29 protein-coding genes, 1 tRNA gene and 1 pseudogene are annotated in these 24768 nt (G+C 46.1%); 11 read left to right on the top strand and 20 right to left on the bottom strand.

Annotated elements, in window-relative coordinates; all coding sequences use genetic code 11:
* The first annotated feature begins 75 nt into the window (after positions 1-75).
* Together P364_RS0105800 and P364_RS0105795 are read left to right on the top strand one after the other, a co-directional pair.
* Positions 76-501, top strand: coding sequence for a cytidine deaminase (locus P364_RS0105800; RefSeq protein WP_029880758.1), 426 nt, complete (start codon positions 76-78; stop codon positions 499-501).
* A gap of 158 nt (positions 502-659) precedes the next feature.
* Entirely contained in the window at positions 660-1394 is a 735-nt protein-coding gene (locus P364_RS0105795; protein ID WP_024629202.1) for a DsbA family oxidoreductase, read from the top strand.
* 327 nt (positions 1395-1721) lie between these two features.
* On the opposite strand, the gene P364_RS0105790 is transcribed toward P364_RS0105795, so the two are convergent.
* Together P364_RS0105790 and P364_RS0105785 are read right to left on the bottom strand one after the other, a co-directional pair.
* On the bottom strand, positions 1722-2552 hold the full coding sequence (locus P364_RS0105790) for an aldo/keto reductase (protein WP_024629201.1): 831 nt from the start codon (positions 2550-2552) through the stop codon (positions 1722-1724).
* A 175-nt stretch (positions 2553-2727) separates the two neighbouring features.
* On the bottom strand, positions 2728-3009 hold the full coding sequence (locus tag P364_RS0105785) for a hypothetical protein (protein ID WP_024629200.1): 282 nt from the start codon (positions 3007-3009) through the stop codon (positions 2728-2730).
* A gap of 199 nt (positions 3010-3208) precedes the next feature.
* Here P364_RS0105785 and P364_RS0105780 point away from each other — a divergent pair, with 199 nt between their 5' ends.
* Complete coding sequence (locus P364_RS0105780; RefSeq protein ID WP_024629199.1) at positions 3209-3610, top strand: hypothetical protein; 402 nt, start codon at positions 3209-3211, stop codon at positions 3608-3610.
* Between the two features lie 98 nt (positions 3611-3708).
* Here the strand turns inward: P364_RS0105780 and P364_RS0105775 are convergent, their stop codons facing one another.
* The 10 genes and pseudogenes from P364_RS0105775 to P364_RS0105730 all read right to left on the bottom strand — a co-directional run.
* Positions 3709-3930: a DUF1450 domain-containing protein gene (locus P364_RS0105775; protein WP_024629198.1), complete on the bottom strand. Its 222-nt coding sequence runs from the start codon at positions 3928-3930 to the stop codon at positions 3709-3711.
* Positions 3931-3951: 21 nt separating this feature from the next.
* Positions 3952-4254 (bottom strand): heme biosynthesis protein HemY, encoded by a 303-nt coding sequence (locus P364_RS0105770; RefSeq protein ID WP_024629197.1) that lies wholly within the window; start codon positions 4252-4254, stop codon positions 3952-3954.
* A 142-nt stretch (positions 4255-4396) separates the two neighbouring features.
* Positions 4397-4654 carry a hypothetical protein gene (locus tag P364_RS0105765; protein ID WP_024629196.1) on the bottom strand — a complete coding sequence of 86 codons (258 nt, stop codon included), beginning with the start codon at positions 4652-4654 and terminating at the stop codon, positions 4397-4399.
* Positions 4655-4887: 233 nt separating this feature from the next.
* Positions 4888-6102 (bottom strand): M14 family zinc carboxypeptidase, encoded by a 1215-nt coding sequence (locus P364_RS0105760; protein WP_442952280.1) that lies wholly within the window; start codon positions 6100-6102, stop codon positions 4888-4890.
* Positions 6103-6342: 240 nt separating this feature from the next.
* A complete protein-coding gene (gene racE / locus P364_RS0105755) occupies positions 6343-7152 on the bottom strand; it encodes a glutamate racemase (RefSeq protein WP_024629194.1) in 810 nt (269 codons plus the stop codon).
* A gap of 225 nt (positions 7153-7377) precedes the next feature.
* Entirely contained in the window at positions 7378-7773 is a 396-nt protein-coding gene (locus tag P364_RS0105750; RefSeq protein ID WP_024629193.1) for a YtxH domain-containing protein, read from the bottom strand.
* Positions 7774-7958: 185 nt separating this feature from the next.
* Positions 7959-8864, bottom strand: coding sequence for a DUF4261 domain-containing protein (locus P364_RS0105745; RefSeq protein WP_024629192.1), 906 nt, complete (start codon positions 8862-8864; stop codon positions 7959-7961).
* 11 nt (positions 8865-8875) lie between these two features.
* Complete coding sequence (locus tag P364_RS0105740) at positions 8876-9337, bottom strand: DUF86 domain-containing protein (RefSeq protein ID WP_024629191.1); 462 nt, start codon at positions 9335-9337, stop codon at positions 8876-8878.
* A 173-nt stretch (positions 9338-9510) separates the two neighbouring features.
* A complete protein-coding gene (locus tag P364_RS0105735) occupies positions 9511-9798 on the bottom strand; it encodes a Dabb family protein (protein WP_024629190.1) in 288 nt (95 codons plus the stop codon).
* A gap of 282 nt (positions 9799-10080) precedes the next feature.
* Positions 10081-10422: pseudogene (locus P364_RS0105730) on the bottom strand (phage holin family protein); the annotation flags it as partial.
* A 494-nt stretch (positions 10423-10916) separates the two neighbouring features.
* Here P364_RS0105730 and P364_RS0105725 point away from each other — a divergent pair.
* The gene (locus tag P364_RS0105725; protein WP_024629188.1) at positions 10917-11513 is read left to right on the top strand and encodes a helix-turn-helix domain-containing protein; all 597 of its coding nucleotides are present in this window, start codon (positions 10917-10919) and stop codon (positions 11511-11513) included.
* 671 nt (positions 11514-12184) lie between these two features.
* Here the strand turns inward: P364_RS0105725 and P364_RS0105720 are convergent.
* Positions 12185-13333: a sn-glycerol-1-phosphate dehydrogenase gene (locus P364_RS0105720; protein ID WP_024629187.1), complete on the bottom strand. Its 1149-nt coding sequence runs from the start codon at positions 13331-13333 to the stop codon at positions 12185-12187.
* Between the two features lie 166 nt (positions 13334-13499).
* Between P364_RS0105720 and P364_RS0105715 the strand changes: the two genes are divergently transcribed.
* Positions 13500-13679 (top strand): hypothetical protein, encoded by a 180-nt coding sequence (locus P364_RS0105715; RefSeq protein WP_029880755.1) that lies wholly within the window; start codon positions 13500-13502, stop codon positions 13677-13679.
* A 60-nt stretch (positions 13680-13739) separates the two neighbouring features.
* Here P364_RS0105715 and P364_RS0105710 read toward each other — a convergent pair.
* Positions 13740-13823 (bottom strand) — tRNA-Leu (locus P364_RS0105710).
* A gap of 234 nt (positions 13824-14057) precedes the next feature.
* Between P364_RS0105710 and P364_RS0105705 the strand changes: the two genes are divergently transcribed.
* From P364_RS0105705 to P364_RS0105690, 4 genes are all read left to right on the top strand, one after another.
* On the top strand, positions 14058-15245 hold the full coding sequence (locus P364_RS0105705) for an adenosylhomocysteinase (protein ID WP_024629186.1): 1188 nt from the start codon (positions 14058-14060) through the stop codon (positions 15243-15245).
* Positions 15246-15285: 40 nt separating this feature from the next.
* The gene (locus tag P364_RS0105700; RefSeq protein ID WP_024629185.1) at positions 15286-16278 is read left to right on the top strand and encodes a Gfo/Idh/MocA family protein; all 993 of its coding nucleotides are present in this window, start codon (positions 15286-15288) and stop codon (positions 16276-16278) included.
* Between the two features lie 58 nt (positions 16279-16336).
* Positions 16337-16732, top strand: a complete 396-nt coding sequence (locus tag P364_RS0105695) for a DoxX family protein (RefSeq protein WP_024629184.1) — start codon at positions 16337-16339, stop codon at positions 16730-16732.
* Positions 16733-16927: 195 nt separating this feature from the next.
* Positions 16928-17287 (top strand): winged helix-turn-helix transcriptional regulator, encoded by a 360-nt coding sequence (locus tag P364_RS0105690; protein WP_024629183.1) that lies wholly within the window; start codon positions 16928-16930, stop codon positions 17285-17287.
* 76 nt (positions 17288-17363) lie between these two features.
* Here P364_RS0105690 and P364_RS0105685 read toward each other — a convergent pair whose 3' ends face one another.
* From P364_RS0105685 to P364_RS0105665, 5 genes are all read right to left on the bottom strand, one after another.
* The gene (locus P364_RS0105685; protein WP_024634554.1) at positions 17364-18980 is read right to left on the bottom strand and encodes a sensor domain-containing diguanylate cyclase; all 1617 of its coding nucleotides are present in this window, start codon (positions 18978-18980) and stop codon (positions 17364-17366) included.
* Positions 18981-19179: 199 nt separating this feature from the next.
* A complete protein-coding gene (locus P364_RS0105680; RefSeq protein WP_024629181.1) occupies positions 19180-19917 on the bottom strand; it encodes a spermidine synthase in 738 nt (245 codons plus the stop codon).
* Positions 19918-19971: 54 nt separating this feature from the next.
* Entirely contained in the window at positions 19972-20874 is a 903-nt protein-coding gene (locus P364_RS0105675) for a LysR family transcriptional regulator (protein WP_024629180.1), read from the bottom strand.
* Between the two features lie 144 nt (positions 20875-21018).
* Complete coding sequence (locus tag P364_RS0105670) at positions 21019-21756, bottom strand: SDR family oxidoreductase (RefSeq protein ID WP_024629179.1); 738 nt, start codon at positions 21754-21756, stop codon at positions 21019-21021.
* 28 nt (positions 21757-21784) lie between these two features.
* Positions 21785-22060 carry an Atu4866 domain-containing protein gene (locus P364_RS0105665; RefSeq protein ID WP_024629178.1) on the bottom strand — a complete coding sequence of 92 codons (276 nt, stop codon included), beginning with the start codon at positions 22058-22060 and terminating at the stop codon, positions 21785-21787.
* A 165-nt stretch (positions 22061-22225) separates the two neighbouring features.
* On the opposite strand from P364_RS0105665, the gene P364_RS0105660 reads away from it, so the two are divergent.
* On the top strand, positions 22226-23158 hold the full coding sequence (locus P364_RS0105660; RefSeq protein WP_024629177.1) for an AraC family transcriptional regulator: 933 nt from the start codon (positions 22226-22228) through the stop codon (positions 23156-23158).
* Positions 23159-23221: 63 nt separating this feature from the next.
* Here the strand turns inward: P364_RS0105660 and P364_RS0105655 are convergent, their stop codons facing one another.
* Positions 23222-23662: a MerR family transcriptional regulator gene (locus P364_RS0105655; RefSeq protein WP_236642153.1), complete on the bottom strand. Its 441-nt coding sequence runs from the start codon at positions 23660-23662 to the stop codon at positions 23222-23224.
* Between the two features lie 204 nt (positions 23663-23866).
* Between P364_RS0105655 and P364_RS0105650 the strand changes: the two genes are divergently transcribed.
* Positions 23867-24748, top strand: a complete 882-nt coding sequence (locus tag P364_RS0105650; RefSeq protein WP_024629175.1) for an SDR family NAD(P)-dependent oxidoreductase — start codon at positions 23867-23869, stop codon at positions 24746-24748.
* Positions 24749-24768 lie beyond the last annotated feature (20 nt).

Raw genomic sequence — 24768 nt, 5'->3', positions numbered from 1 at the left:
GCACGCTGACGTAACTGTATACTTCATATTAGAATTTAACCCGACACTACAATGAAATGGAGCTAATGCATGACCATGACAGCACAACCAATCCCATTCAATATTGAACAAAGGCTATTTGAAGAAGCTGCAAACTTTGTCAAACATCGCTACCCCCAAGGGTGGGGCGGCGCTGCTGCTGTATATACCGAAGCAGGTTCTCTCTTAATTAGCGTAGCTCCAGAAGTAATTAATGACGCCACGCACCTGTGTATGGAAACTGGAGCCTATCTGGAAGCCCACAAATTAAACGAGCGGGTCACCCACTCAATCTGTGTGGCACGCGACGATGAGCACTCGGAATTCAAGGTTCTCACCCCTTGCGGTGTGTGCCAGGAACGATTGTTTTTCTGGGGAGAAGATGTAAAGGCTGCCGTGTACGATCCGGATGGAGCTATAATATACAAGAGATTGGACGAAATCCAGCCTTATCATTGGACCAAGGCATACCGGGATAAGTAGGAAGTTAAACGATAAGTGTTGAGGCTGCAATCCGTTGCACGCTTCAGCACTTTCTTTTTTGGGTGGCTGGCTATAACCACGACCTTGCGAATGTTAGAAAGTCGCTATATAATTGTAACTGTATTGGTTTCATTTATAAATGATGGGGGTTTTAATGAATGAATATTGAAATATGGTCCGACTTTATGTGTCCTTTCTGTTATATTGGCAAACGTCGTCTGGAGAATGTACTGGCACAATTCCCACACCGTGATGAAGTGAAATTACAGTTCAAAAGTTTTGAACTCGATCCAAATGCTGAATTGAACAGCGGCAAAACCAACGCAGAATATCTGGCTACCAAATACAATATGAGTGTGGAGCAAGCACGTGGCATGAATGCCCAGATGAATGCCAATGCTCGCACGGCTGGACTGGAATACAACATTGATGAGATGATCCCTACCAACTCCTTCTCTGCTCACCGCCTGACCCATTGGGCAGAAACCCAAGGGAAAATGCTTGAGCTGAGCGAACGACTGTTTCAAGCAATATTCATCGAAGGTAAACATGTCGGCAATACCGATGTCCTGATCGAGTTGGCTGAAGAAGTGGGTCTGGATCGCAATGCAGCAGCAGAAGTATTGTCGAGCAATCAATTCGCAGAACAGGTTCGTGCCGACCAGGCCGAAGGTGAGCAGTTGGGCATTCGGGGTGTACCTTTCTTCGTATTTGACCGTAAGTTCGCTGTATCTGGCGCTCAACCGGATGAGGTGTTCCTTGACGCTATCCAGAAAGCATGGGACGAACGCTCCCCTTTCACCATGGTGGAGTCCAGCACCACTGACGCAGATGGCAGCGGAGTATGCACGGAAGACGGCTGCGAGGTTCCGCAACCGGATCAATCCAAATAACACAAAAGCAGCAGGATCAAGGGTTATCCCTGATCCTGCTGCTTTTTTTAAAATCCATCCACATAAGATGAACTCATAATTTACACTATAACGGAGAGGGCAGAACAAATCTGGAGAAGCGGAGCGCTCGCATTTATCACTGGATTTCACCCTTTGCGAAAGGGAATTCCAAAAATCCGGGGATAACGGCGATCGAAAGATTGTTCTGCACACGTAGTGGCCTAGTGTAAAGGATTATGCTTTCATTTTATATCACGAAGAACGATCCGTAACCGGAACAACTATACGCAGCTCATCAAACACTTATTTTGGAATCGAGCTGCATGCTCAATCCCAAAACAGCTGATCCGGGTGCGGTCCCGTCCGCTTGTCCGAATCCAGCGCATCGATCAGTTTCAGCTCATCCGGAGTCAATTCAAAATCAAAGATGTCCGCATTCTCGCGAATTCGCTCAGGCGTAACCGACTTCGGAATCGTCACAATCTGGTTCTGAATATCCCAGCGCAGAATAACCTGTGCCGGTGTTTTTCCATATTTCTGGGCCAGACTTTTCAAAGCCGATTCCTTGTTCAGCTTGCCTCTCATAATCGGGCTCCATGCCTCCAGTTGAATGCCCTGTTCCCCACAGAAATCCTGCAGCTCCTGTTGAATCAGACCTGGATGCAGTTCCACCTGATTCACCGCAGGCACCGTTCCACCTTCATCTATGATATCGCGCAGATGGTGTACTTCGAAATTACTTACACCAATGGCACGTACGCTTCCTTCGCTATATAGACGTTCGAATGCTCTCCACGTCTCCTTATACTGGTCTCTGCCAGGCCAGTGAATTAAGTATAGATCAATGACATTCAATCCAAGCGCCTTCTGACTGGCCTCAAATGCTCTTAAGGTCGAATCAAACCCTTGATCCTCATTCCACAGCTTGGTTGTCACAAACAGCTCATTCCGGGCGATACCGCTGCTCGCAATAGCTTGTCCAACTTCCTCTTCATTTCCATAAACGGACGCCGTATCAATGCTCCGATATCCGACTTCCAATGCGGTCTCCACCGCTTGCTGTACTTCTTTGCCTTTTGCTCTATAGGTCCCAAATCCCAGCCATGGCATCGTCACGCCGTTGTTCAGAATCGTACAATCTGTAATATGTTTTGTCATTTTGTACCTCCTGTGTGAAATTTGCCTGCTCTTGGTCTATTAACCTTCTCGTAAAATTTTAAGCGGCATGTTACATACAGTTTGGCTGAGATCCCTTTCTCTGGACCATTCAAAAAAAGACATGAATAACCCGCAAAGCACTGCTGCTCTGCGGGTTCTGGTGTGACAGGAACGCCTATAGATCCCCTTGCCCATTCTGACTCTGGATCGAGTTTAATCTTCTCTTCTCCTCAATGAACATCTCTTCTGCCAGCTCAACGCCCTGACCTCCAAGCGAAAGTTCGGCTTGACGCATGGCCTGCTCGGTATGCGCCAAACGGCGTTCTGCCTGTTCAATGGTCTGTTCCGTTGGATGTGACATTGCCTGGGAAACGGCAAAATGAAGTTTGTTCACTGCATTCTGTGCCTGGGATACAGTTGTATCGGCTTGCAAACTGGAATCATAACGCTTCGGCATGAGTATTCCTCCTTGGGATCATGTTCCTGTTACCCCTTTAAGATGGTTTACATCGGCCTTCCTTATTCTTGTTTTGCTGAAACAATGACGGATTGCTTCGCTTTTCCCCAAATTAAATATGAATATCAATTATGTATAACCTTTTCCGGGTTTGCTGCGTTTATTTGATAAGTACCTTTTTTTACAAGGAGGTTTGGTTTTGAAAAACTTTTGGTTTCTTTTCATTCTGGTACCTTTATTGCTACTGATCAGTGGCTGTACAACAGCTTCGACGTATGAAATAACGGGATATACAGGCTCCTCCATTAATAACGAAATTCCGGTTCCCGTGAATGCAAAGCAGCTCAGCCTAACGGCATATTCAGACAATCCAAACTATAAAGAAGGCATTAAATATGAATTGAAACATATTGGAGGAGAACAGGGGTTATATGTACCATCCGATTATTTTGAGAAGTTATCCGAAGCGGGATGGGTTGAGTTGGAGGAAGAGCGCCTGGGTCATGTTCATTTTTTGAAAAAAAGCGATACGATCATCGCCATTGAATTTCAAGAGGATACCTTTGAGATTGTTGAAATGATGCCCGGCTTCACCTTTTAATCCTGTGCCTTGTCCAATCACAACTAAAAAAAAGAGAGGCCACGGCCTCTCTTTACCCTCGTGGACAAGTTTGCTCTGCCCACTGCATTCCCATACAATTACTTCACGAATTTCGCTACTTTCGCAAGCACTTCTTCTTCTGACGGAGCACTGATATACCGACCGTTGATGAAGACAAAAGCACGCTTCGCGCAAGGACCGCAATACGATTTGCAACCAATCTTGATCTCCGTATCCGGAGCCATTTTCTCCAACTTGGCTACAATCGATTTTAGTCTGATATGATTACATTTTTCGCATACGCGGATATCGTTAGCCATGATTTCCCCTTCTTCGCTCCCTTAGTGGTCGCCGTGGTTGCCCTTGGATGGGTTCGTAATAACGAAGCCTTCTTCAGGGAAGTAGAGGTAATCAATTTTAACGCCATCCAGCAAAGGTTGGTCATTCTCAAGAATGACGTCAATCTCTTTATCCGTAGATACGACCGTATCGTTTTCTTTTGGCGTATCAATATCAAGTCCGTAGTGGGCATGATCTCCATGCGCATGTGTGATTACAACGCGCAGCAATTTACCTTCGTTCTCATGCTTGTCCAGTTCAAGTTTCAATACTTTTGCGGCATTACGTGTAATTTTGCAATTCATTCCATTCATCTCCTATATCGTAATTGCTGGTTCCAACAATTTCAGCATTTCTAAACTCCAGCATCTATTGTAAAGAAAGTTACCGCGTTCCGCAATAACATTGATGCAAAATCGATGGGAATACCAACCATTTCGTCATTAGTTAAGACGACGTATCCGCTGTAAGCACCGGATATTTGCGCTCCGCACGACTTACAAACCAGTTCATCAGCAGCAGCGTGACACCAATATCATCTATAGGCATAAACGGCATCACGTCTGGAAGAATCCAGTAGAGCAGCGCCGGGATGATAAAAAGCAGCTTCTCTCCCAAAGGGATTTGCGGAGCCCGCAACAGACGCGGCAGCCGTTTGAATACTTGTGTCCATCGTTTGAACGACAGCAGTCTTCTCCACTTCATATGAACCCCTCCGTATGATTATTACACCAAAAAATAAAACGAATACACGTGATCGTCACACCCATTATTACCCGCTCCAGAACGATTCGGAACGAATCATGCAACTTACAGATAAAAAAACGAACGCCGGTAACAGCGCCCGTTCCTGTTATACGAGTGGACAACCCGTAAGTTTCATGTCTTCCCATCCAAATTATGTGAAGTCAGGTTATATGGATTCTTGCTCTTCCCTGTTAGTGCTCTCGATCTGATAATAATTCAGCCAAAAGCATACCAACCTCCACGCAAATATCATCAAATTGATCCATGGGGAGCGGGTTTACCCCCAGACCCACTTCCACCGTGAAACCAGGCTTCCGAAACTTCTGAATGAACCAGTCTTTGTATCCTGCATCGCTCCCACCCAGCTTGACTGCCTTGTATCCTGAAGCCCTTGCCAGTCTGCGCGACAGCGGAGCACTCTCCTTTGGCTCCAAATCTCGGTAGTTCCAATAAATTTCCTGCCCCTGACTGTGCAGTGAGACGACAGCATCGAATGAATGCTGCTCGGTCCACTGTGCAAGTGCCAACGCCTCCGGTTCCGATAAGGGAGCGACTCCCGCATAATCTCTTGGCCCTGGGGACGTTATCCCTCTTCTAGCTGCCTCTTCCTCCCAATAAGCCGGGAATTGATCGTTAAGGTCTACTCCCCTGATATTGGACTTCCAATGCGTAAAATGGGAGCGACCGGCATTCCATTCCAGCAATTCTTCTGCATGGGGATGGTCATTAACTACACCCTCTTGCACCAATTCAACTCCATCCGGATTGACCATCGGTACAGCCCAAAGCGTGGTTTCCTGCATCCATCGCTCCGTCTGAAATTGATGCCATGGCGTATTCGTGCTGTAGGCTTTCGCATATTCTTCAATGAACCGCATCAGAACCGCCGTTGTCAGCCACTCATTCGCATGAACAGAGGCGTTGACATGAATATGTCTGGATCCTTGACCCAAACGAAGGTAAGGCAAAGCCTTGCCCATGACACTGCTGCCAATCGAGCCACTTTCGATAAATGGATACTTCTTTTCCAACAAACCGATATCACGGTTCATTTCACGGTAACCATACTCTCCCTGCAACTTTACGATAGTTTTTCCATTTGAATCGGGAATATGAATACATCGTCCGCACCAGTCCGGAATGTTCGTTATTTCCGGATTGGCCTTTCGCAATTCTTCTTCACTCAGTCCAAAACGTAATGCAATCACGCCTACCTTCTCCCCTTGCTGCACTGCATATCTGCGTCCTGTTCCCGGCGTAATGCGCAGCATCTGTCCTGTCAGCAAATAGGGCTGGGACGCTGCTTCCGGATTAAGAGCGGCCAGCAGCTCTTTGGTCATATGATTTGCTGCCGCAATACGCGATAAGGTATCTCCCTGATGAACAATGATCCATTGCAGCTCCATGTTGATCTCCTTCCCCTTAGGAAACGTTGTAATCTCCTGTTCTTTTCTGGCCTGTGTCCATACTGTATGTAATATGTATGCGGAGCTGGTTGTCCGTCATGTGACATGAATCGTGCAAATCCCGCCAACATAAGAAAAACGTGCTGATCTTCCGAAGCTCTTCTAATTTCTATCCGAACAAAAAAATCCCGGAACGCTTAGGTTCCGGGATTCTTATAGGCCATAGAAATCAAAAAATCGCTATGATAATTGCGTAACCTGCCATACAACTGGTGTTTTGGAGATTTGTTCTCCCAACCATTGGCGGGTAATATTCTGGAACATGCGTGGGTCCCCTGTGCAAAAAAACTGATGTACCGGCGTCTCATCCCCACTGGCCAGCTTTCGTTTATCATACAAAATCGTACTGATTTCCCTCGCCGTTTCATCTGCCGAACTGATCAGCTTCACTTCCTGTCCCATAACCTCCTGAATGGTTTCCATGAGAAAAGGATAGTGCGTACAACCCAGAATAAGACAATCAATTGGCTGTTGTTTAATCTGGCCCAAAGATTGCTTCACCGTACTTGTCGTTTGCTCGGAACGGAATTCGCCTTGCTCCACCAGCGGCACAAGTGCCGGACAAGCCTGACTGACCACATCAATGTATGGAGATAATTGTTTGAGTGCAGAGGTATATGCACCACTTCCAATCGTTCCTACAGTGCCAATGACACCAATGCGTCCTGTGCGTGTGGCTGTGATGGCTGCTCGTGCTCCTGGATGAATGACACCGATAACAGGCACATTCACCTTGGCTCGAATATAGTCGAGCGCTGCTGCCGTAGCCGTATTGCAGGCGATAACGATAACCTTCGGATCGAACTGGATCAAGAAATCAACGATTTGTTCCGTGAATTGTTTAACTTGTTCGGACGAACGGGGTCCGTACGGTGTTCGGGCGGTATCTCCAAAATATATGATCTTTTCCCGTGGGAGCTGACGCATCACTTCCTTGGCGACAGTCAATCCCCCTACACCGGAGTCTAATATAGCGATTGCTTGCTGCACGAACACACCGCTTCCTTCTTTATTGAATTGGTTCTGTTAACAAATTGGTTCCCAGAGCTTTCTTCCTACCGTATGAATTTTCAGGCAAAAAGGTACCTACATCTTACCCGATTTCATCGCAGGGTTCAAACAAAATGCCGTATTGTACAGGTCCTGTACGACCACGCACAACAAAACAGGCCCCCCTCCAGATGGAGGAAAGCCTGCTCACGTTCAAGCTTAGCTTTAGATGTTGTCTTTCGAATCATCAGCAGGAAGCTTCGCGATGACTTCAATACCCGACTCATTCCCTGCATTGTCCCCAGCTGAATCAATTGAAGAATCGGAATCCGTAATAACTGCGGATACGCGCACTTCTTTACCTTCAGCGCAATTGCCCCAGGATTGAATATCCTGGATAACGACATCCGCCGTCTCTTTTACTTTGGATACGATCAGTGCGCTTTGTTCGCCTACCTTGCTAGCCAATTCCTGACCCTTCTCACTCACCTGACGTGCACCTTCCGAAATATCTTGACGCAGTTCGCGTCCTGATTTTGGCGCCAGCAGCAAAGCTGTCACTGAACCTACAACCGAGCCGATTAATGCTCCCCACAACAAACTTTTGTTAGAATCCTTCACGTCGCATCTCTCCCTTTACCTTAAATGAAGTACCGAATAACCAAGCAACGGACTGTTGCTCGTCAATCCGGGCGAATGCCTACTCTGTTGATGCAGTATAAGCAGCAAGGGCTTGACCTGACACTCGGATACCAAAAAAATTTTGGATACCGTTCCAGCACCTGCTGACGTTATAGTGATACGCCTCAGGTTTGCCGGGCCGGCTCAAGCGGAGCAGCCGCATGTTCATCCCCCGGGTCCAGATCAATTACATATCGTCCCGGTGCAATCATCGCCGCCTGATGCTCACAACGCCAGCGTCGTCCGCCGGAAGATCCCAGCGTCTGTCCATCTTGCAGAACATCTCCCTGATCAAATATGTAATAGGCGGCACCCAGTAATGTCTGGGCTACCGTATCCGGATCTAGTCCAATGAAATGACACTGTACATCAGGCACACCAAGTGCCGACAATCCCACCGTGTCCATTACCAGCTGACGCTGTTCCTCCGTACCTCCAGCCTGATACATGCGCACATTCATCGCAGCGTATAGATGTTCCTCACGCTCCTGTGACAGCATATAAGCTTCTGGTTCAACCAATTTGTCACTGCCGTACCAGTACAACGCGTCGCAAGGCAACACTTCCATGACTGCCTGAATCGTCTTTTGGAACAATTCAAGTCGCTGTTTGCGCGGCATGGCAGCAGTGAACATATCGTGAAGACGGATGGAATATTGGATCGTTTCCATAGCTTGTCCTGCTTCTGGCCAGTGCCAGGCTTGCTGTAAAGCCCCTCCAAAGCGGGCACGATCTACAATTTCAGTAACAGGGAGCACACAAGTCTGTGCCGGAATGTTACCTTCCTGAAAAGAAACCTTATGGTCCAGATGGTAGAAAACCAGCATCTCGGGATTATGCTCTGCATTGCCCTGCTTCACGTCAAGCCGGACTTGTCCGGTATGACGGCTCATGGCATCCTGCAAACGCCCCTGATCTATAACAGGACGTTCCTGAAATAACAGCTCAATCATATATACCGGATGAAATCCGGATGGTATGTCATTCGTTTCATGATTTCCTTCTTGATCTTCTTTCCATTCGTTCGTCATGCTGCTTCCCCTCATTCCTTGCTCTGTCCCTCGGCCTGTGCAGTCTGGAAAGGTCCAAGTTCTTTTTCCACATAGGTATGGACCTGATGGGAAAAATGTTCAAGCACGCCCGGCAAGTCACTGCTCAGCGGGTGCAGTTCAGACCGCTCCCAGCTGTAATAGTCCTGAACGAGCGGCTTGCGCAACGATACGAGGCGACTAAGCACCTCATAGGTTCCATGATCAAAAACCTTCTCTTCGTGGTTAATCTGAATAATGTCGTCATAGCTGCTCGCATCACGCATGATGAAGCCGTCAATGAGGTAACTCCCCACATCCGTAACGATCTCAATGGCCAGATGAAGACAACGTTCCTGTACCAAACCCAGCATTAGACTGCCATCCCAAGCCTGTGATGCGCGGCGGAGACCTTCAGCCACCTCCGGTACGGCAGCAAGCCTGCGTGCAATTTGTTCCCTGTTGACATAATACAATATGTTCACTTCCCGTTCAGTGAATTATCGGTTCTTTTTCCCTCTTCGCTTCAGCCAAAATAACATCACAGGACAAGCGATCAGAAACACGACAAAAATATATAAAAATTCCATAACGTCTCTTAAATCGCTCATGCAGAGTCCCCTTTATCCAAAGTAGAATGAATTACAGATTAGATTTCGTAGTCTACTGCAATCGACTGCTCTCTGACCTCGTTCATATACTTGATGACTTCCTGATGCAATGGATGCACCTGATATGCCTGAAGATCTTCCAGTGATGCAAACTCTGCTGTAAGTGAGATGTCAAAAGATCTGTCCGAACGAAGCACGTCAACACCTACTTCAAGCGAAACCAGAACATCAATTTTCCCTTGCAGATTGCGGAGAACAGTAGCAGCCGCTTCAATACTTTCAGGAGAACGATCCTTCATTTTAAACAGAACAATATGTTTAATCATCAGACAAGCACCTCATTTGAGTATAATAATTGGTATGAATGAATTTTCTTGTATCCAAAATATATCATAACGTCCTCTATTACGAAAGGATACTTGGAAACGTTCTCTTCAAAGACAATGTAATCGGGGCTGCTTTCATTCGCCCTTTGATTTCTCCTGAGGTGTATTATCTGTCTGTTCACTCGGGTCTGTCTGTTTGTCCGTGACAACTTCCGTCGCTTGATCATTTGTCTCCTGATCCTCCAAGCTCGGCTGTGGTTGGGGCCATTCCCGGTCAGACAAACTCTCCTGCTTTTTGAGCACTGCTATAGCTTGTCTGAGCTTGTCAGGCAGCGGAAGCCCGATGCGGGCATAATTTTCGGTAATGGATATCAGCTCATTCACGAGATAAAAGTAGATGGCTCCCCCTTTAATAACGTCAGTTCCCATGAGCATGTCAATTCGGTGGGCTAGCAGAATAACCGTCAACATAAGGCCTTTGCGCGCGAGCCCCCAAAATCCAACATTACTATTCAATCCTTTACCCGTTCTGACTGCAGCAGCGAGACCCGTAATATAATCCACAGCCATTGCAACCGCCAGCAAGCTAAGCAGCTGATCCCATCCACCAAAAGCAAACGTCATGAACGCCCCTGAAATGGCAGCAAAGGTACTTACGGATGGATTCACGTTTCTCACCTCTCCCTCTCATTTTGATCTCTATACAAGATATGTAAGAGTAAGAGATTTTGACAGGCCACATGCCTGGCTGAACAAGCGGATTTCTAATTTCAGATTTGTGCACATTGGAAATTGGTTCCTTTAACGGAAATCAAATATTTATGGGTAAATCAGGGAAATAAACCGCATCATATCAACAAAAAATAGATAAAAGTACTATAGTCACACTTATAGGTAATTAGACTCATTTTATTTTTATTGATTATCTATTTGATCCCTTAAATTTAGTGAAACATTGTAATCTAGGAATATACTAGGATGTGAATTACGTCTGGTCTAGTTCATAATTCCTCCTTTGGAGCGGATTCACGCATCGGCTCATTTGAAACAGGTGCACCCGGCACTTGAAAGTACCCCCATACTTATTGTAGTATTTGGTTAAAAAAATCGGAGGAAATATGCCTAATCAACCAGAACAACATTCCATCCAGGCGTGGTCTCTGATCAACCGTAAATATTTGGGAAAAGGCGTCCGTGTTAAACGATTCCGAAAACCGACACGCTGTCAAATCCGCAACCGTGTTCTTCTTGCCGTGCTGATGGCCAATGATATCAAGTTGTCCCAGCTCGCCGAAGATCTATCCATCTCTTCACGCAGCGTCAGCGCGTGGGTGTATGAAGGACGGATACCCGGCAGTACCAATTTGGACAAGGCATGTCAATTGCTCGGCTACCCGCGTCACATTCTTTTTAACGAAGAAGTGGTACGCAAAAGCCCTGTCATTTGTCAGCCCGAGCCTTCCCGTTTCATGAAGCGTACGGTGACCCGTTCTCCGGTTAGCAACCGTATTCTGACAGGCTTGTGTATGGTCCATGATTTGTCGGTGACAGATGTCAGCCACTGGATCGGGGTTCACCCCGGCACTTTCCGCAAATGGCTGCATCAGGGAACGCTGCCTTCTGCTGCGTTTCAGGAACAAGCGGAACAGTTTTTCCGCATCCCGAAAACTATTTTGTTCGCAGATGTCATCTTGAAAGATCGCCACAATAACTAAATTAGCGAACAACCAAAAGGCTCTGTCCTCCCTCTTGGGAAAGACAGAGCCTTTTTAAGGTATAAGTTTCATCGTACAGGTGATATTAGGTTACCATTTCTCAAGTCATGTGCACTAAGCATCATCTCTCAGGGGCGATAAGCGGCCCTCTTGCCCTCCAACCAGCTTTAGATACATTAATCCTTCGTCCCCAGTCACTCCTTAACCTGGGCCGGTACAGCGCGCTCTCTGAACGAGGGGAAATCCCATTGTCGAAAGGCGCGGCCACTTATATATATATACCTCATCCATGCTAACCAACCATTCCATTAAATCATGGATCATTTAAAGAAATAAAACTTCATCGTTAGCTCCATTTCCCCGAACTATTTGTACGAACAATTTAATTCAACACTTTATATGAAGTATAAAAAAAGCCTGTCCCTTAAGGGAGTAGGCTTTAATCCATCCTCTAATTCAGTTTGAATAACGTTTGATCCGATCCATTCTAAACCCTTGTATCACTTTGTTCTTCAGAAATTTATCTGGATATATTACTTTCCAATCAAGCACCAACACCTATATTGTATACAACGACACTATCTTGTCTCATACATTACATTAAGCACTATTAATTTGTACGTACAAATAATTGTATAAGATAACACTTGTTCATATTATTTCTTTCTTCTTTATTTCGAACCGACATTTAGAATCTCATTGATATATTTCAGTCCCGTATAACGATCCCGTAGCAAATGAGCTGTGGTAAAAGCATGTTCCACCATCTCCATGGATACACCCAGTTGTTCAGTCGTCGTAGGTCCCCCAACTTGCTCAAGCCAAGCTGTTAGCTGAGAAGCATCTGGAAGATTATTATACACACCGAAAACCGGCTCTTCGGATTTTTGTGCAAGATCTTTGTATTTTACGGTAAGCAGTGCACAGGCTACTCCCACCTTGGCTCCATGCAAAACAGGCTTGTGCCCTGCCTCCATCAGGTCCATCTCCCACCGATGAGACAGATGATGTTCTCCACCAGATGCAGGGCGGGAATGATCAATGATTAGCATGGAAATGCCGGAAGCGATCAGAGCATCCATCAATACAGTCACACCATCGGCCCGTCCTTCAGCGATACCTTGTACATGTTCCACACAGGTCGTTAGTGCCTCTTCTGTCATGCGATAAGCTACGGGGCAGAACGGTTCCCCACCCAAATCCCTGGAAACCACCCAGTCCGCCAGTGATGTATATTTACCAAGCATATCTCCGAATCCGGCGGCATTCATCTCTTGCGGAGCTTGCTCCAAAATATCGATATCCGCAAAAATAGCTTTAGGCGGCACCGCCTGGAACGTCTGTTTGACGCAACTTACAATAAGAGGTGCACCCGCCGAGGTAAATCCGTCAACCGAAGCTGCCGTGGGTACGGACAGAAAGGGCTTGTTCATTTTGGAGCAAACAAATCGCACCAGATCATGAATGGTCCCTGAACCAGCAGCAATGATTGCCTGACTTTCCTGTTTCACACCGAGCAGTACCTGCACAATCCCAGCCTCATCGGCGATTACGTCCCCCGATTTGTTTTCTGGCATGCATATCTCATCCACATAAACGCCCGCTTCTCGAATGTTCTTTACCACCTCGTTTCCTGCTGCCGAACCCGTAAATCGATCATATACAACTGTAACATGCTTGTACTCTTGTTCGGACAAATAACGAGGTAACCGCTGAATAGCTCCATGCTCCAAATAGACTTGCATTTCCACCAACCGATGATCATGCCCACAAGTACAATTCTGCGCTTCTTCGTTCCATGCGGCAATCCGCTCGTTCATATTCACTTCGCTCTTAACCTCCCTTAAGAAATATCATGCATAATTGCACGGAGAAAACCACAAAATGAAAAAAGGAAATAAAATGTGAGTATTTTCCTGATCACACTTTACTTCCTGTATCAAAAATTTGCAAATTCTAAACTCACATTCCCAAGCAGGTGAACCTATGAAATTAACCAAAGAAATAGGAATTTCTCTCGGATTTCTCGCAGGAACGACATTTGGCAGCGGCATCGCTTTTTTGTTTCGCTTTCAGGCATATGAGGTGATGGCCAGTGTTGCACTCTTTGGTATTGCTGGAGCGATCGCAGGCCTATGTGTGCAACAATTCATGTTCAATAAATAAAAAAACAAAAAAAGCTCGCGAATTGCCTTTAGAGCAATTTAGCGAGCTTTTTTTCTTCGATGCGGTCGAGAGGACTCGAACCTCCACGGGGGTTAGCCCACACGGACCTGAACCGTGCGCGTCTGCCAATTCCGCCACGACCGCATAATATGTATCTTCTCATTATGGATGAAAAGCATTCCGGTCAAGCAATTTCTTGTTTTACCGTAATTAAGAGTATACATGCTCTGAAATAAGTTTGCAATACCTTTTTTCCAAGCTGCAATGAATAGGACATATGTCCTTTTTTAACCCCATCAAACTCCCTATCGTAGACATTAAGCAGATCATGTGTCCTGCTGGACACGCTATACCTTGCATAGAAAAGGGGAGCTTTGCATGACGATCAAGAACACAACACATGAACGTATTGAAGAAGGAAAACACAGCATTCAATGGACGGAAATGCATATGCCCCTGCTCGGCGAATTGAAATCCCAGTTTGCCAAAGAGCGGCCTTTTGCTGGCTTAACCATCGGTATATGTATTCATGTGGAGCCCAAAACAGCTGTGTTATGCCGCACACTCCAGGCAGGTGGAGCCAACGTTGTATTGACTGGTAGCCCGGGCACAACCAAAGACGCCGTCGCAGCAGCTCTGCAGGAAGAAGGCATCACGGTATATGGTCAACGTGCGGACAGACGCAATGAGCACCTGCAAAATATCCACAGTGTACTTCGTCACCACCCCCATCTCCTCATGGATAATGGAGCTGATCTGGCGCGCACGCTCATTCAACAGTATGATACTAACTCTCTTATTGGTGGTACGGAGGAGACAACAACCGGGGCCAATCTGCTGCGTGAAGAGACGGGTGAGAACATTCCTTTCCCGATCATTGTCATTAATGACAGTCCACTCAAACGGATTATGGAAAATGAACATGGTGTTGGACAGACCATTATTGAAGGTTTTATGCGTACTACAAATCTGATTCTACCCACACGTCGTTTCGTCATCGTAGGTTATGGAAGCTGCGGACGAGGCATTGCCAGGTATTTGCGGAATCTGGGCAGCCAGGTCGTCGTTGTTGAAACCGATCCAATTGCTAGCCTGGAAGCGGTACTGGATGGATTCAGAGTGGCACGATTGGAAGATACATTTGCATTTGCCCAAGTGTACGTTACTGTCACTGGCCGTCCTAACGCCATTATGAAGGAACATTTTAATCAAATGAATGATGGAACGATCCTCGCCAATGCCGGACATTTTTCTTGGGAGATGGATCTGGAAAGTCTCCGTCAGGATGCGAAGCATACGGAACAACTGACAACGGATATTGAACAATTTACATTAGCCAACGGACGTCGACTCATGCTGCTTACTCAAGGCGAGATGCTGAACTTAGCTGGTGGCAGTGGCAACCCTGCCGAAACGATGGATCTGGGCTTGTCCCTGCAAGCCGCCTCCCTCCTATATCTTGTACAGCAACGCCAGCATCTCACCCTCGGACCACAGCCGGTTCCTCATAGCGTTAACAACACCATTGCCGGACAGATGCTGAAGCATTTAAGCTACAGAATCTAATCAGTGTGATTGGTGATCTGCATTTAAAGGAGAGGTTCACATGAAAAAAGCGAAACTTTGTTTTATAGGTGCAGGTTTTCATGCATCCACAAATATATATCCTTCTGCGGTTGAAGCAGGAGCAGAAATTCAGGCCATTGCTACCCGCAGTATTGAACGTTCCATGGCGGCGCTCCTTCGTTTTGGGAGCAGCGGGAAAGCCTATGACAATACTCAGCTGATGTTGCAGAATGAAGACTGTGATGGAGTTGTTGTTGTGGCGCAACCACAGGATCAGACTGCTCTTGCCCTTGAATGCATCCGGGCTGGCAAAAATGTATATGTGGATAAACCCCTCGGATGGAACGCTGCGGAGGCCGCTGCTGTGGCGGAGGCTGCCCAAAAGGCAGGCGTGGTTGTCATGGTTGGATTTATGAAACGGTATGCTCCGGTCTACATAAAACTCAAGGAACTGATTGATGGCGGATCAATGGGCAGAGCACGTTCTTTCCAAATGAAATTCGCTGTAGACAGCACACCATTCTGCAAGAATGAGGAGCAATTTATGAAGCTTGCTGCCATTCATATGGTTGATCTGATGCGTTTTCTGTTCGGGGAGGCCGTTCAGGTTACAGGCACGACAGTTAAGGACGGAGAACATATTAACCAGAGCATTTCCCTTAAATTTAATCAGGGTGTGGTGGGCAGTGTCTACTTTGCAGGCATGAGTGCATGGACACGCGAGAGCGAAAGTGTACTCGTCACCTTTGACGACGGATTTGCTTTAGCAGATGAGATTAACACACTCACGGTTCATCCATCCCGTACAGGAAATAACCTTCCCTGGAAATCCCTTGAGGAGAAGGATACTGTTTTCACCCCTTCCGGCTCACCCATGTCAGGGGCTTACCGCGACCTCTACTTAAGAGGATTTGTAGGTGAGATGGCTCATTTCATGGAATGCTGTCAGAACAAGTCTGTTCCACATTCTAGTGGCAAGGATAATATTGAAACCATGGCGTTATGTGATACCATTCTGGCGTCACTTATCTGACGTTTATACGATACAAGACGAATCCGTTTTATATGACCAGAGAAGAGGAAAAGAGTACGTGTTAGACACCGGATTACTTATTATTCGACTTGTTATTAGTTTCATTATGATGGGTCATGCATGCAAGAAACTGTTTGGCTGGTTTGGTGGAGAAGGAATATCAGGAACTGCCGAATTTTTCGGAGCGATGGGCCTGAAGCCTGCGAGAGTTATGGCTGTCTGTGGAGGGCTTATTGAATTGATCGGTGGGTTCCTATTTGGAGCAGGGCTCTGGACTGGTGTTGCTGCCATTTTGCTCATAATTCCTATGGTTGTTGCCATAGTGAAAGTCCATGCAGATAAGGGACTTTGGAATCTGAACGGAGGATTCGAATACAATCTGGTTATACTCGGATCGTTGATCGGTGTTGCACTTGCGGGTGCAGGGGCATACTCCCTGGACCATTTGATATAATCAGCCTTTCATTCCCTAACCCTGGTTTCGCTAGCACGAAGCCAGGGTTCTTTGTTGTCTGGACATCATGCTGAGCCATGGGGTTTATAATCCAAGAGAGAAGTGATATGCTCATAGATGAATGATACGTACATTTATGTGATGTAGTACTCCAATAGATACCATAAATAACCACACGATGGGGGTGCAATTATAATGAAAAAGAAAACCATTGATGAGTGTCCCACTCCTTATGGCTGTTCCGTCGAAGTCACGCTTAGTGTCATCGGAGGCAAATGGAAAGGTGCGATTCTATATCACCTATTCTCTGGTTCGTTAAGATTCAACGAGATCCGAAAATTATTTCCAGATATCACCCAAAGGATGCTAACTCTCCAGTTAAGAGAGTTGGAAAGCAGCGGAATTGTTCACAGGGAAATCTATCCTCAAGTTCCGCCCAAAGTGGAATATTCGCTTACACCGTTTGGAGAAACGCTCCGGCCGATTATTTACAGCATGCGAGACTGGGGAGAACAGTATACGAATGAAGTCCTGGCCAGATCTCAAGAAGTCTAAACAAAAGACAAAAGAAGCTAATCCCTTTCTCAGATAGGATTAGCTTCTTTTATTTCGATATGAGGCCCGTAACATCTTATTTGATGACCGTTTGGATTGTAATGGTACGATTACGCCCCTCTTCTTTGGCTTGATATAACGCATTGTCCGCCAAATGGAACAACTCTGTGGCTGTTGTAGAATGCAACGGATATTCGGCAATACCTGCCGAAATCGTTACAGAACGATCAATAGGCAGTACGCTCTTTTCCACGGATACTCGAATATTTTCGGCAATCTGATACGCTGTTTTGGATTCCGTATGTCGTAATAACACAACAAACTCTTCGCCGCCAAACCGGGAACACACATCCTGCGTCCGAACCGACAATTTAATGATATTCGCAATATGCTTCAGAACCTGATCCCCCGCATGATGCCCATACGTATCGTTTATGGATTTGAAGCGGTCAATATCCAGGACCACAATGGAGAAAGGAACTTCTTCATCAATCCAGTGCTGAATAACTTCTTCAAATGTTCTGCGATTGGTCATTCCAGTCAATACATCCGTTCTGGCATCATACGTAAGCTGATCCTTCTGCTTTCGAAAATTCGCCAATGTACTCAGCACGGTGCGCGTTAACAGGTCAGCTTCCCTGTTCCAATGCGGCTTCATTACAGGCAAATCTACTTTGCCCTGATCCACTTGGTTAACCAGGTCGGCAAGGTAAACAAACGGACTGGCCAGCTTGCGTGCTACACGAATAACGATAAGCGTCAGAATGATGAATGGCACTGAGGTGTACAAGAGCAGCATGCGAATATGTTGATTCAGCTGATCGTACACCATCTGGGTTGGAGATACTACAACAACTCCCCAATCGGTTGTCGGTACCTTATAATAACCTGCGAGTGAATCCACACCAGCCAGATTCTTGTATTGTTCTTTACCCGTCTGTCCGTTTAGCAATTTCTGCACAACTTGATTTTCGCTTAGATTTTCACCGATTCTTTCCGTATCAGGGTGAAATAGCAATGTTCCTTTGGCATCAACAATAAAAAAATAAGAACCATTACTGGTCTTGAGCTGGCTGCCAAATGACAGGTTCAAGATATTGTTTTCCTGCAGATAGATGCTCCCGCTAATCAAGCCTTTGAATTCACCTGATGGACTGAAGATCGGCTCACTCACAAAAACGTTTCTTCGTTCCGAATACGGCGCGCGGTACGCTTCAGAGATATAGGAAGCTCTGGATTTGAACGCTTTTTTGGCTGCATCCGAAGTGATAGGCTGTCCGAGGCTTTTTTCCAAATAGGGAGATGAACCCCGAATTATTCCCGATTCATCTACCAGAGAAACCGAATTGAAATAATTACTGCTGTTTCGAATCAAATCCAGTGTGGAATCCAGTTTATTGGCGTCTGCATAATCCATTTCCGGAAAATAATTGGCTGAATACTTCAAACTGCCCTGCATGGATTGAAACAACGAGTCCAGTGTTTGGCTCATTTGCACGGCACTTGAATAATTCAGTGAGAGTGTATTATTAATCAGCGACTGCTTCTGGGATGTATAAGATGAAATAAACATAATGGTCAATGTCATCAAAACGGCAATGGTGACCAACCCACTCAACAGAGCGGTAAGGCTGATTTTTTTGAACTCCCTTACTTTCCTTCTTAATCTGGGTGTTTTATTCTCTGCGATCATTATTGCTTCCCCCGGTTTTTCATGAAAAGGCATATTCCTTCTATTTTATACGAAAGTTGTTAAGAAGACATAAATAGTTTATGAAATTCGAATAAATACATAGGAAGATTGACAATTTAATGACAATTGAGTACATGAAATGGATTGCATGATCGGACTTTTTCGGAATCATATGGGACTTTCGAGATTAAAGTTCATATCAATCTACAATAACATATCCCTCTCCAGGCTGTTGTTCTACAAACCCAGCCATATGACGCGATTGAAATGAGATGGGTTCGTCACAACCCACCAAGATGCGGTTTTGGACTTCATCAGTTGTTTCAGCTGGCAATGCAAATGAGCGCGTATAAGCGAAGTGTTCCTGTAACGTGGTATGAATTGCATTCACCAATCTGTCATTGCCCGCACGTCCGAATACATTCAGCAGTACGATACCACCCGAATGCAATTTGTCTTTTAACATCGTGAAAAATGAGCTTGAAGTGAACTGTGCAGGAGTTCCCGTAGCCGTAAACGCGTCCACAATAATATAATTGTAGGAGCCTGAGGCTTCCCGCTCCAATAGTTCACGACCGTCACCAACCAGCACATCAACTCCACTATATCCAAAGAAGGTTTTGCTGAGTTCAACGACTTCCGCATCGAGTTCGGCAACTTTTACCTGACGCTTAGACAGGTAGGTTGATAAGGTTCCAATGCCGTGTCCCACCACAAAAACCGATTCATAATCAGGATTATTTCGTTCCATCAGGTGAGCCATCGCTCTCGGATACTCCAGCACCATTCGGGATGGTTCGTCCAGATCCATGGCGCCCTGAACAGCTGCGTTTGAGAACTCCAGCACACGAAACCGGCCCTGTTCCGCATAAAGCCTGGAAGTATCATATATCGTCAACTCATGCTGTTCACTCTTATTTCGGTATAAAACTCGCACTAACCGTTCTCCCTTCGTACGTTACGCAATGATTATAAGTATGTCCCTGACTATTCAGGGTTGAATCGCCTCATGCAGAGCCTGAACATACTCCATGCCCAGATTGGAAAGCGAAGCATTTTTGTGACTGATCCAACCGACATTAATGGTCTCTTCACACTCCAGCGGGACGGGGATGATCTCGTTCCCATTCAGGTCGGCACTAAGCACACCTGTCGAGATGGTATATCCATTCAAACCAATCAGCAGATTAAACAGCGTTGCCCGGTCGTTAACCTGTATACTTTTGGGATGAGAAAGTGTGCTCAGGATCTCCTCTGAAAAATGAAAGGAGTTATACTCCCCCTGGTCAAAGGACAGGTATGGATAATCCTGAAGCTGTTCAATCGCAACTGACTCCTGCTTCGCGAGCGGATTTTGCACACTGATAAAGATATGCGGCTTGGCAACAAACAGACTGTTGAACACCAGACCCGCATCCTTGAGCAGCTTGTTAATAACCTTTGAATTGAATTCATTCAGATAAAGAATGCCGATCTCGCTGCGCAAACTCTTGACATCCTGGATGATCTCATACGTTTTCGTTTCCCGCAGAGCCAGTTCATATTCATCCTGCCCATATTGCTGTACCAGCTTCACGAATGCATTCACCGCAAAAGCATAGTGCTGTGTGGAGACGGAGAAATGTTGCGGAGACGGCTTAGCATTCAAATAACGATTCTCCAGCAATTCGGCCTGCTCTACCACCTGACGTGCATAACTTAGAAATTCCACGCCTTCTTTGGACAAGGTAATCCCTTTATTTGTACGTTCAAAAATAGTAATTCGCAGCTCCTGTTCCAGATCCCGAATGGCATTCGACAGGCTGGGCTGGGAAATAAACAGCCGCTTGGCGGCTTCATTCATCGAGCCACGCGTGGCGACTTCAATCACATATTTTAGCTGTTGCAGCGTCAATGCATTATTCCCCTCTCTCTGGTGCGTTACTTTGATCATTACTATACCATATTACAATCTAGACGAGCTCCCTTTCAGAGCACAAAAAGACGTCCCCAATCCGTATACACGGTTGGGAACATCTCTCAAGTCCGTCAGCGATGTTTAGGCCATGCTTGCTGTGGGTCTCACCACAATTTCATTCACATCCACCTCAGCTGGCTGGCTGATTGCATACAGTATGCTCTGAGCAATAGCCGTGGCCGGGATGGAAATGCGCCGATATTCCTTCATAAGCTCGCGTGATTCATCATCAGAGATCGATTCGGCAAGTTCGGATTCAGTCACACCCGGCGATACAAGGGTCACGCGGATATCCCCGCCTACTTCCTGTCGCAGACCCTCCGAGATCGCACGGACAGCGTATTTTGTTGCACAATATACCGTAGCCGTTGGAGTCACAGCATAGGCTCCGATAGAGGCGATATTAATAAACTGACCGGAGCCCTGTTTTCTCATAACTGGCAGACCAGCTGCAATGCCGTGCAGAACACCGCGAATGTTAACATCAATCATCCGGTTCCACTCGTCCACTTTTAAGGCTTCAAGAGGCGATAGCGGCATGATTCCGGCGTTATTTACAATCACATCTAAGCGTTCATAACAAGTAAGTGCGAACTCAACGATCGTTTGCATTTCTTCCAGCTGTGTAACATCAAGTGTATGATACTCCACCGATCCACCTTCCGATCGAATGGACGACGCCAGCGCCTTTAGGCGATCCTCTCGTCTTGCACCAATGACAACATGAGCCCCCTGCTTTGCCAACACACGCGCCGTTGCCTCCCCAATTCCGCTGCTTGCACCAGTAATCACAACCACTTTCCCTTTTACATTGGACATATTGATTTCTCTCCCTTTTGATAATATTTTATTGTCCCTTTTCTCTGTACAAAACCATGCCCGCATGGTAAAGCACGCCGTCCTTAAAGTCCCCATCCGCAGTAAAGCCAGTATCATCCACATATTCAATATGATCTTCATCGACTACATAGCGACCTTGATATGCACTTTGCCTATTTCCCCGTGCTTCATCATAGCGACCGTCAGGAAGAAGCTCATGCCTGATGTACCCATCCTTCGTCACCCACATCCCAACATACGGGTGTTCCACTTCTTGTCTGCTTCCTGATGTATTGTCTACCATATTTCCACGACACTCCTTTCTGTTGTCCAACAGATTCAATTGCTTATTTTCATTATGTAAGGAATCCGTCTCAGTACGATAGAAGAATCCCACAGTATTCTTGCCTATTCGTCCAGCACATTCTAAAATAGTTACACAAGTACGAGAAAAGGAGGCCTGTAATTCATGCTTTCAAAAATGGAACCAGACACAGCTATTATTCAGCAGCAGCAGGAATTGGCCCGCTTGATCGGACGTTTTACCCACGAAGACGGGGTTCATCTAACAGACATTCCTTCCCTTGCTTTGATCCGCGCTTCCCAGGTTTCTGAGCCCATCCATACCGTGCATGAACCCGCCCTTTGCATTGTGGCCCAAGGGTCCAAGCTGGTTATTCTCGGACGGGAGAGCTACACCTATGACCATTCACAGTATTTGGTCGCTTCCATAAACCTGCCTATTTCAGGGCAGGTTGTACAGGCTGCACCAGATCATCCTTATCTCTGTCTGCGAATTGATTTTAATTCAAAGCAGATTTTCGATCTTATCCAGAATTCTCCCGCCTTACAAACCAAACCCGACAATGCATCAAGCCGGGGACTGTTTGTAAGTTCAACTAAGACTCCTCTTCTGGAATCCGTAATCCGATTGGTTCGACTGCTGGATACACCTGAAGACATTCCCGTACTTGCACCGCTCATGATCCGCGAGATTCTATATCGCCTGATTCAGGACGAACACGGACGTTCCATCAGACAGTTTGCAGTTCAGAACAGTCATGCCCAGCACATCGCCCAGGTTATTGAAATGATCCAATCCGAATATACGCTTCCACTGCGAATCGAGCAGTTGGCCTCCATGATCAACATGAGTACGTCCTCATTGCATTATCATTTCAAAGCCATTACTGCCATGAGCCCACTGCAATATCAAAAACAGATTCGATTGCAGGAGGCCCGGCGAATGCTGCTTGCAGGGTCAACCGATGCAGCCGATGCTGCATTCCAGGTTGGTTACGAGAGTCCTTCCCAATTCAGTCGGGAGTATGCCCGTATGTATGGCCTTCCTCCCAAAAGCGATATCAAACGCCTTCGCCAAACACTTCATATTGATTGCTAAATATAAGCAAAAAAACCACGTCATGATGACGTGGTTTTTTGGGTTTGGCTGAGCTTGTAGCGCTCAGGAGAAGATATTCTTTTTTTCAAATACAGACATTTGGTTCTCCCCGGTAATCGGGCACTCATCCGGAAACATACTACGCTTCTCCATCTTCTCATCGATAAAATCGACGATCTGCTGCAAAGACGCAATCTGCGCCTCGATCTTCTTCCGATGATTTAAAAGCATTTTACGTTCATCCGGGAAATCTTCCAGATCTGAATCCTTCGACCTCTGCAGGTACGGCTTCATCTCCTCCAATGACATACCTGTCTTTTTCAGACATGTGATAAGCTTCATCGTCTGGATATGCTCTTGCCGATATATCCGATGGCGATTAGTCTTGCGTTCAGCCCGGGGAAGGAGTCCAATCTTCTCATAATAACGAATGGTATCTTCCGATAATCCGGCCTGTTCTGACGTCTCTTTAATAGAGAACACTTCAGCATTATTCATCATCATTGACCTCCTCCGTCTTCATTGATCTCTATCTTACAACTTGGAGTCAGCTCCAAGTCAAGATTGCGATTGGTTCACAGCTTGTCGCATCCTCTACAAATAAAATGTAAGCCAACAGTACGCTTGACTTGGAGTCGACTCCAAATTATAGAATGAGCGCATTAGACAGATTGGCTCTGTCATCCCATTCACTCAGGAGGTATTTATATGAATTCAAACCCTACACTTCGTACAGCCTTAATTACAGGATCAACTTCGGGAATCGGTCTTGAACTGACTCGCACTTTGATAGCCGAAGGTTGGCACGTTATCGGCCTTAACCGTTCCGCTTTCCCGAAGGAAGACAGTGATATTCAGGATGGATTGAGCTCTGGCCAGCTCCGTTGGGTCCAGGCTAATCTTACCCAGTACGACAGTCTGAGAAAAGCACTGAATCAGATCAAATCCGAAACGGATACCATCGATGTGCTATTTAATAATGCCGGAGGCAGCGGTTACGATCTTCGGCTGTCGGATCAGGGGCATGAAATGCATTTTGAATTACAGACCGTGGTGCCGTATATCATTTACATGGAACTACAGGATCTTCTGCACAAAAGCACTTTGAAAACAGTAATCAATACATCCACCAGTACGTTCAATGTGGTCAGACAGTTTAACCTGGACATCCTGGAACATCCAGCCGAGTTCAAAAAACTGTTTGGTCCTTATGCGACTTCAAAGCTCGCACTATCTTTGTGGACACGCGAAGCTGCTTCTACCCCTGCGGCTAAAGAAATTCACTTACTGAGCGTGGACCCTGGAGGCAACAACACACTCAGAGGCAATAAAACATCCGGACTGCCCTTTTATATCAAACCAATCATGAAGCTGTTCTTTCCACATCCAAGCCACGGGGCTTCTCTGCTATATAACGCTGCTGTTGCGCAAACCAGTCTTACATCCGGTACGTTCCTGATGAAAAACAAACCCACCAATCTTCGTTTTACGGAGCATGGCTCGGCCATTCTGAACAGAGTCCATGAAATTTATGAGTATGAATATTTGCAGCTCGATCGACCCTTCAGTGCAAACATTCTCAGTACCTAATTGAATTCACCTTGTATTGC

The organism is Paenibacillus sp. MAEPY2 (assembly GCF_000499205.1).
In the GTDB taxonomy this organism is placed as follows: domain Bacteria; phylum Bacillota; class Bacilli; order Paenibacillales; family Paenibacillaceae; genus Paenibacillus; species Paenibacillus vandeheii.
This window is presented reverse-complemented; position numbering and strand designations above follow the sequence as displayed.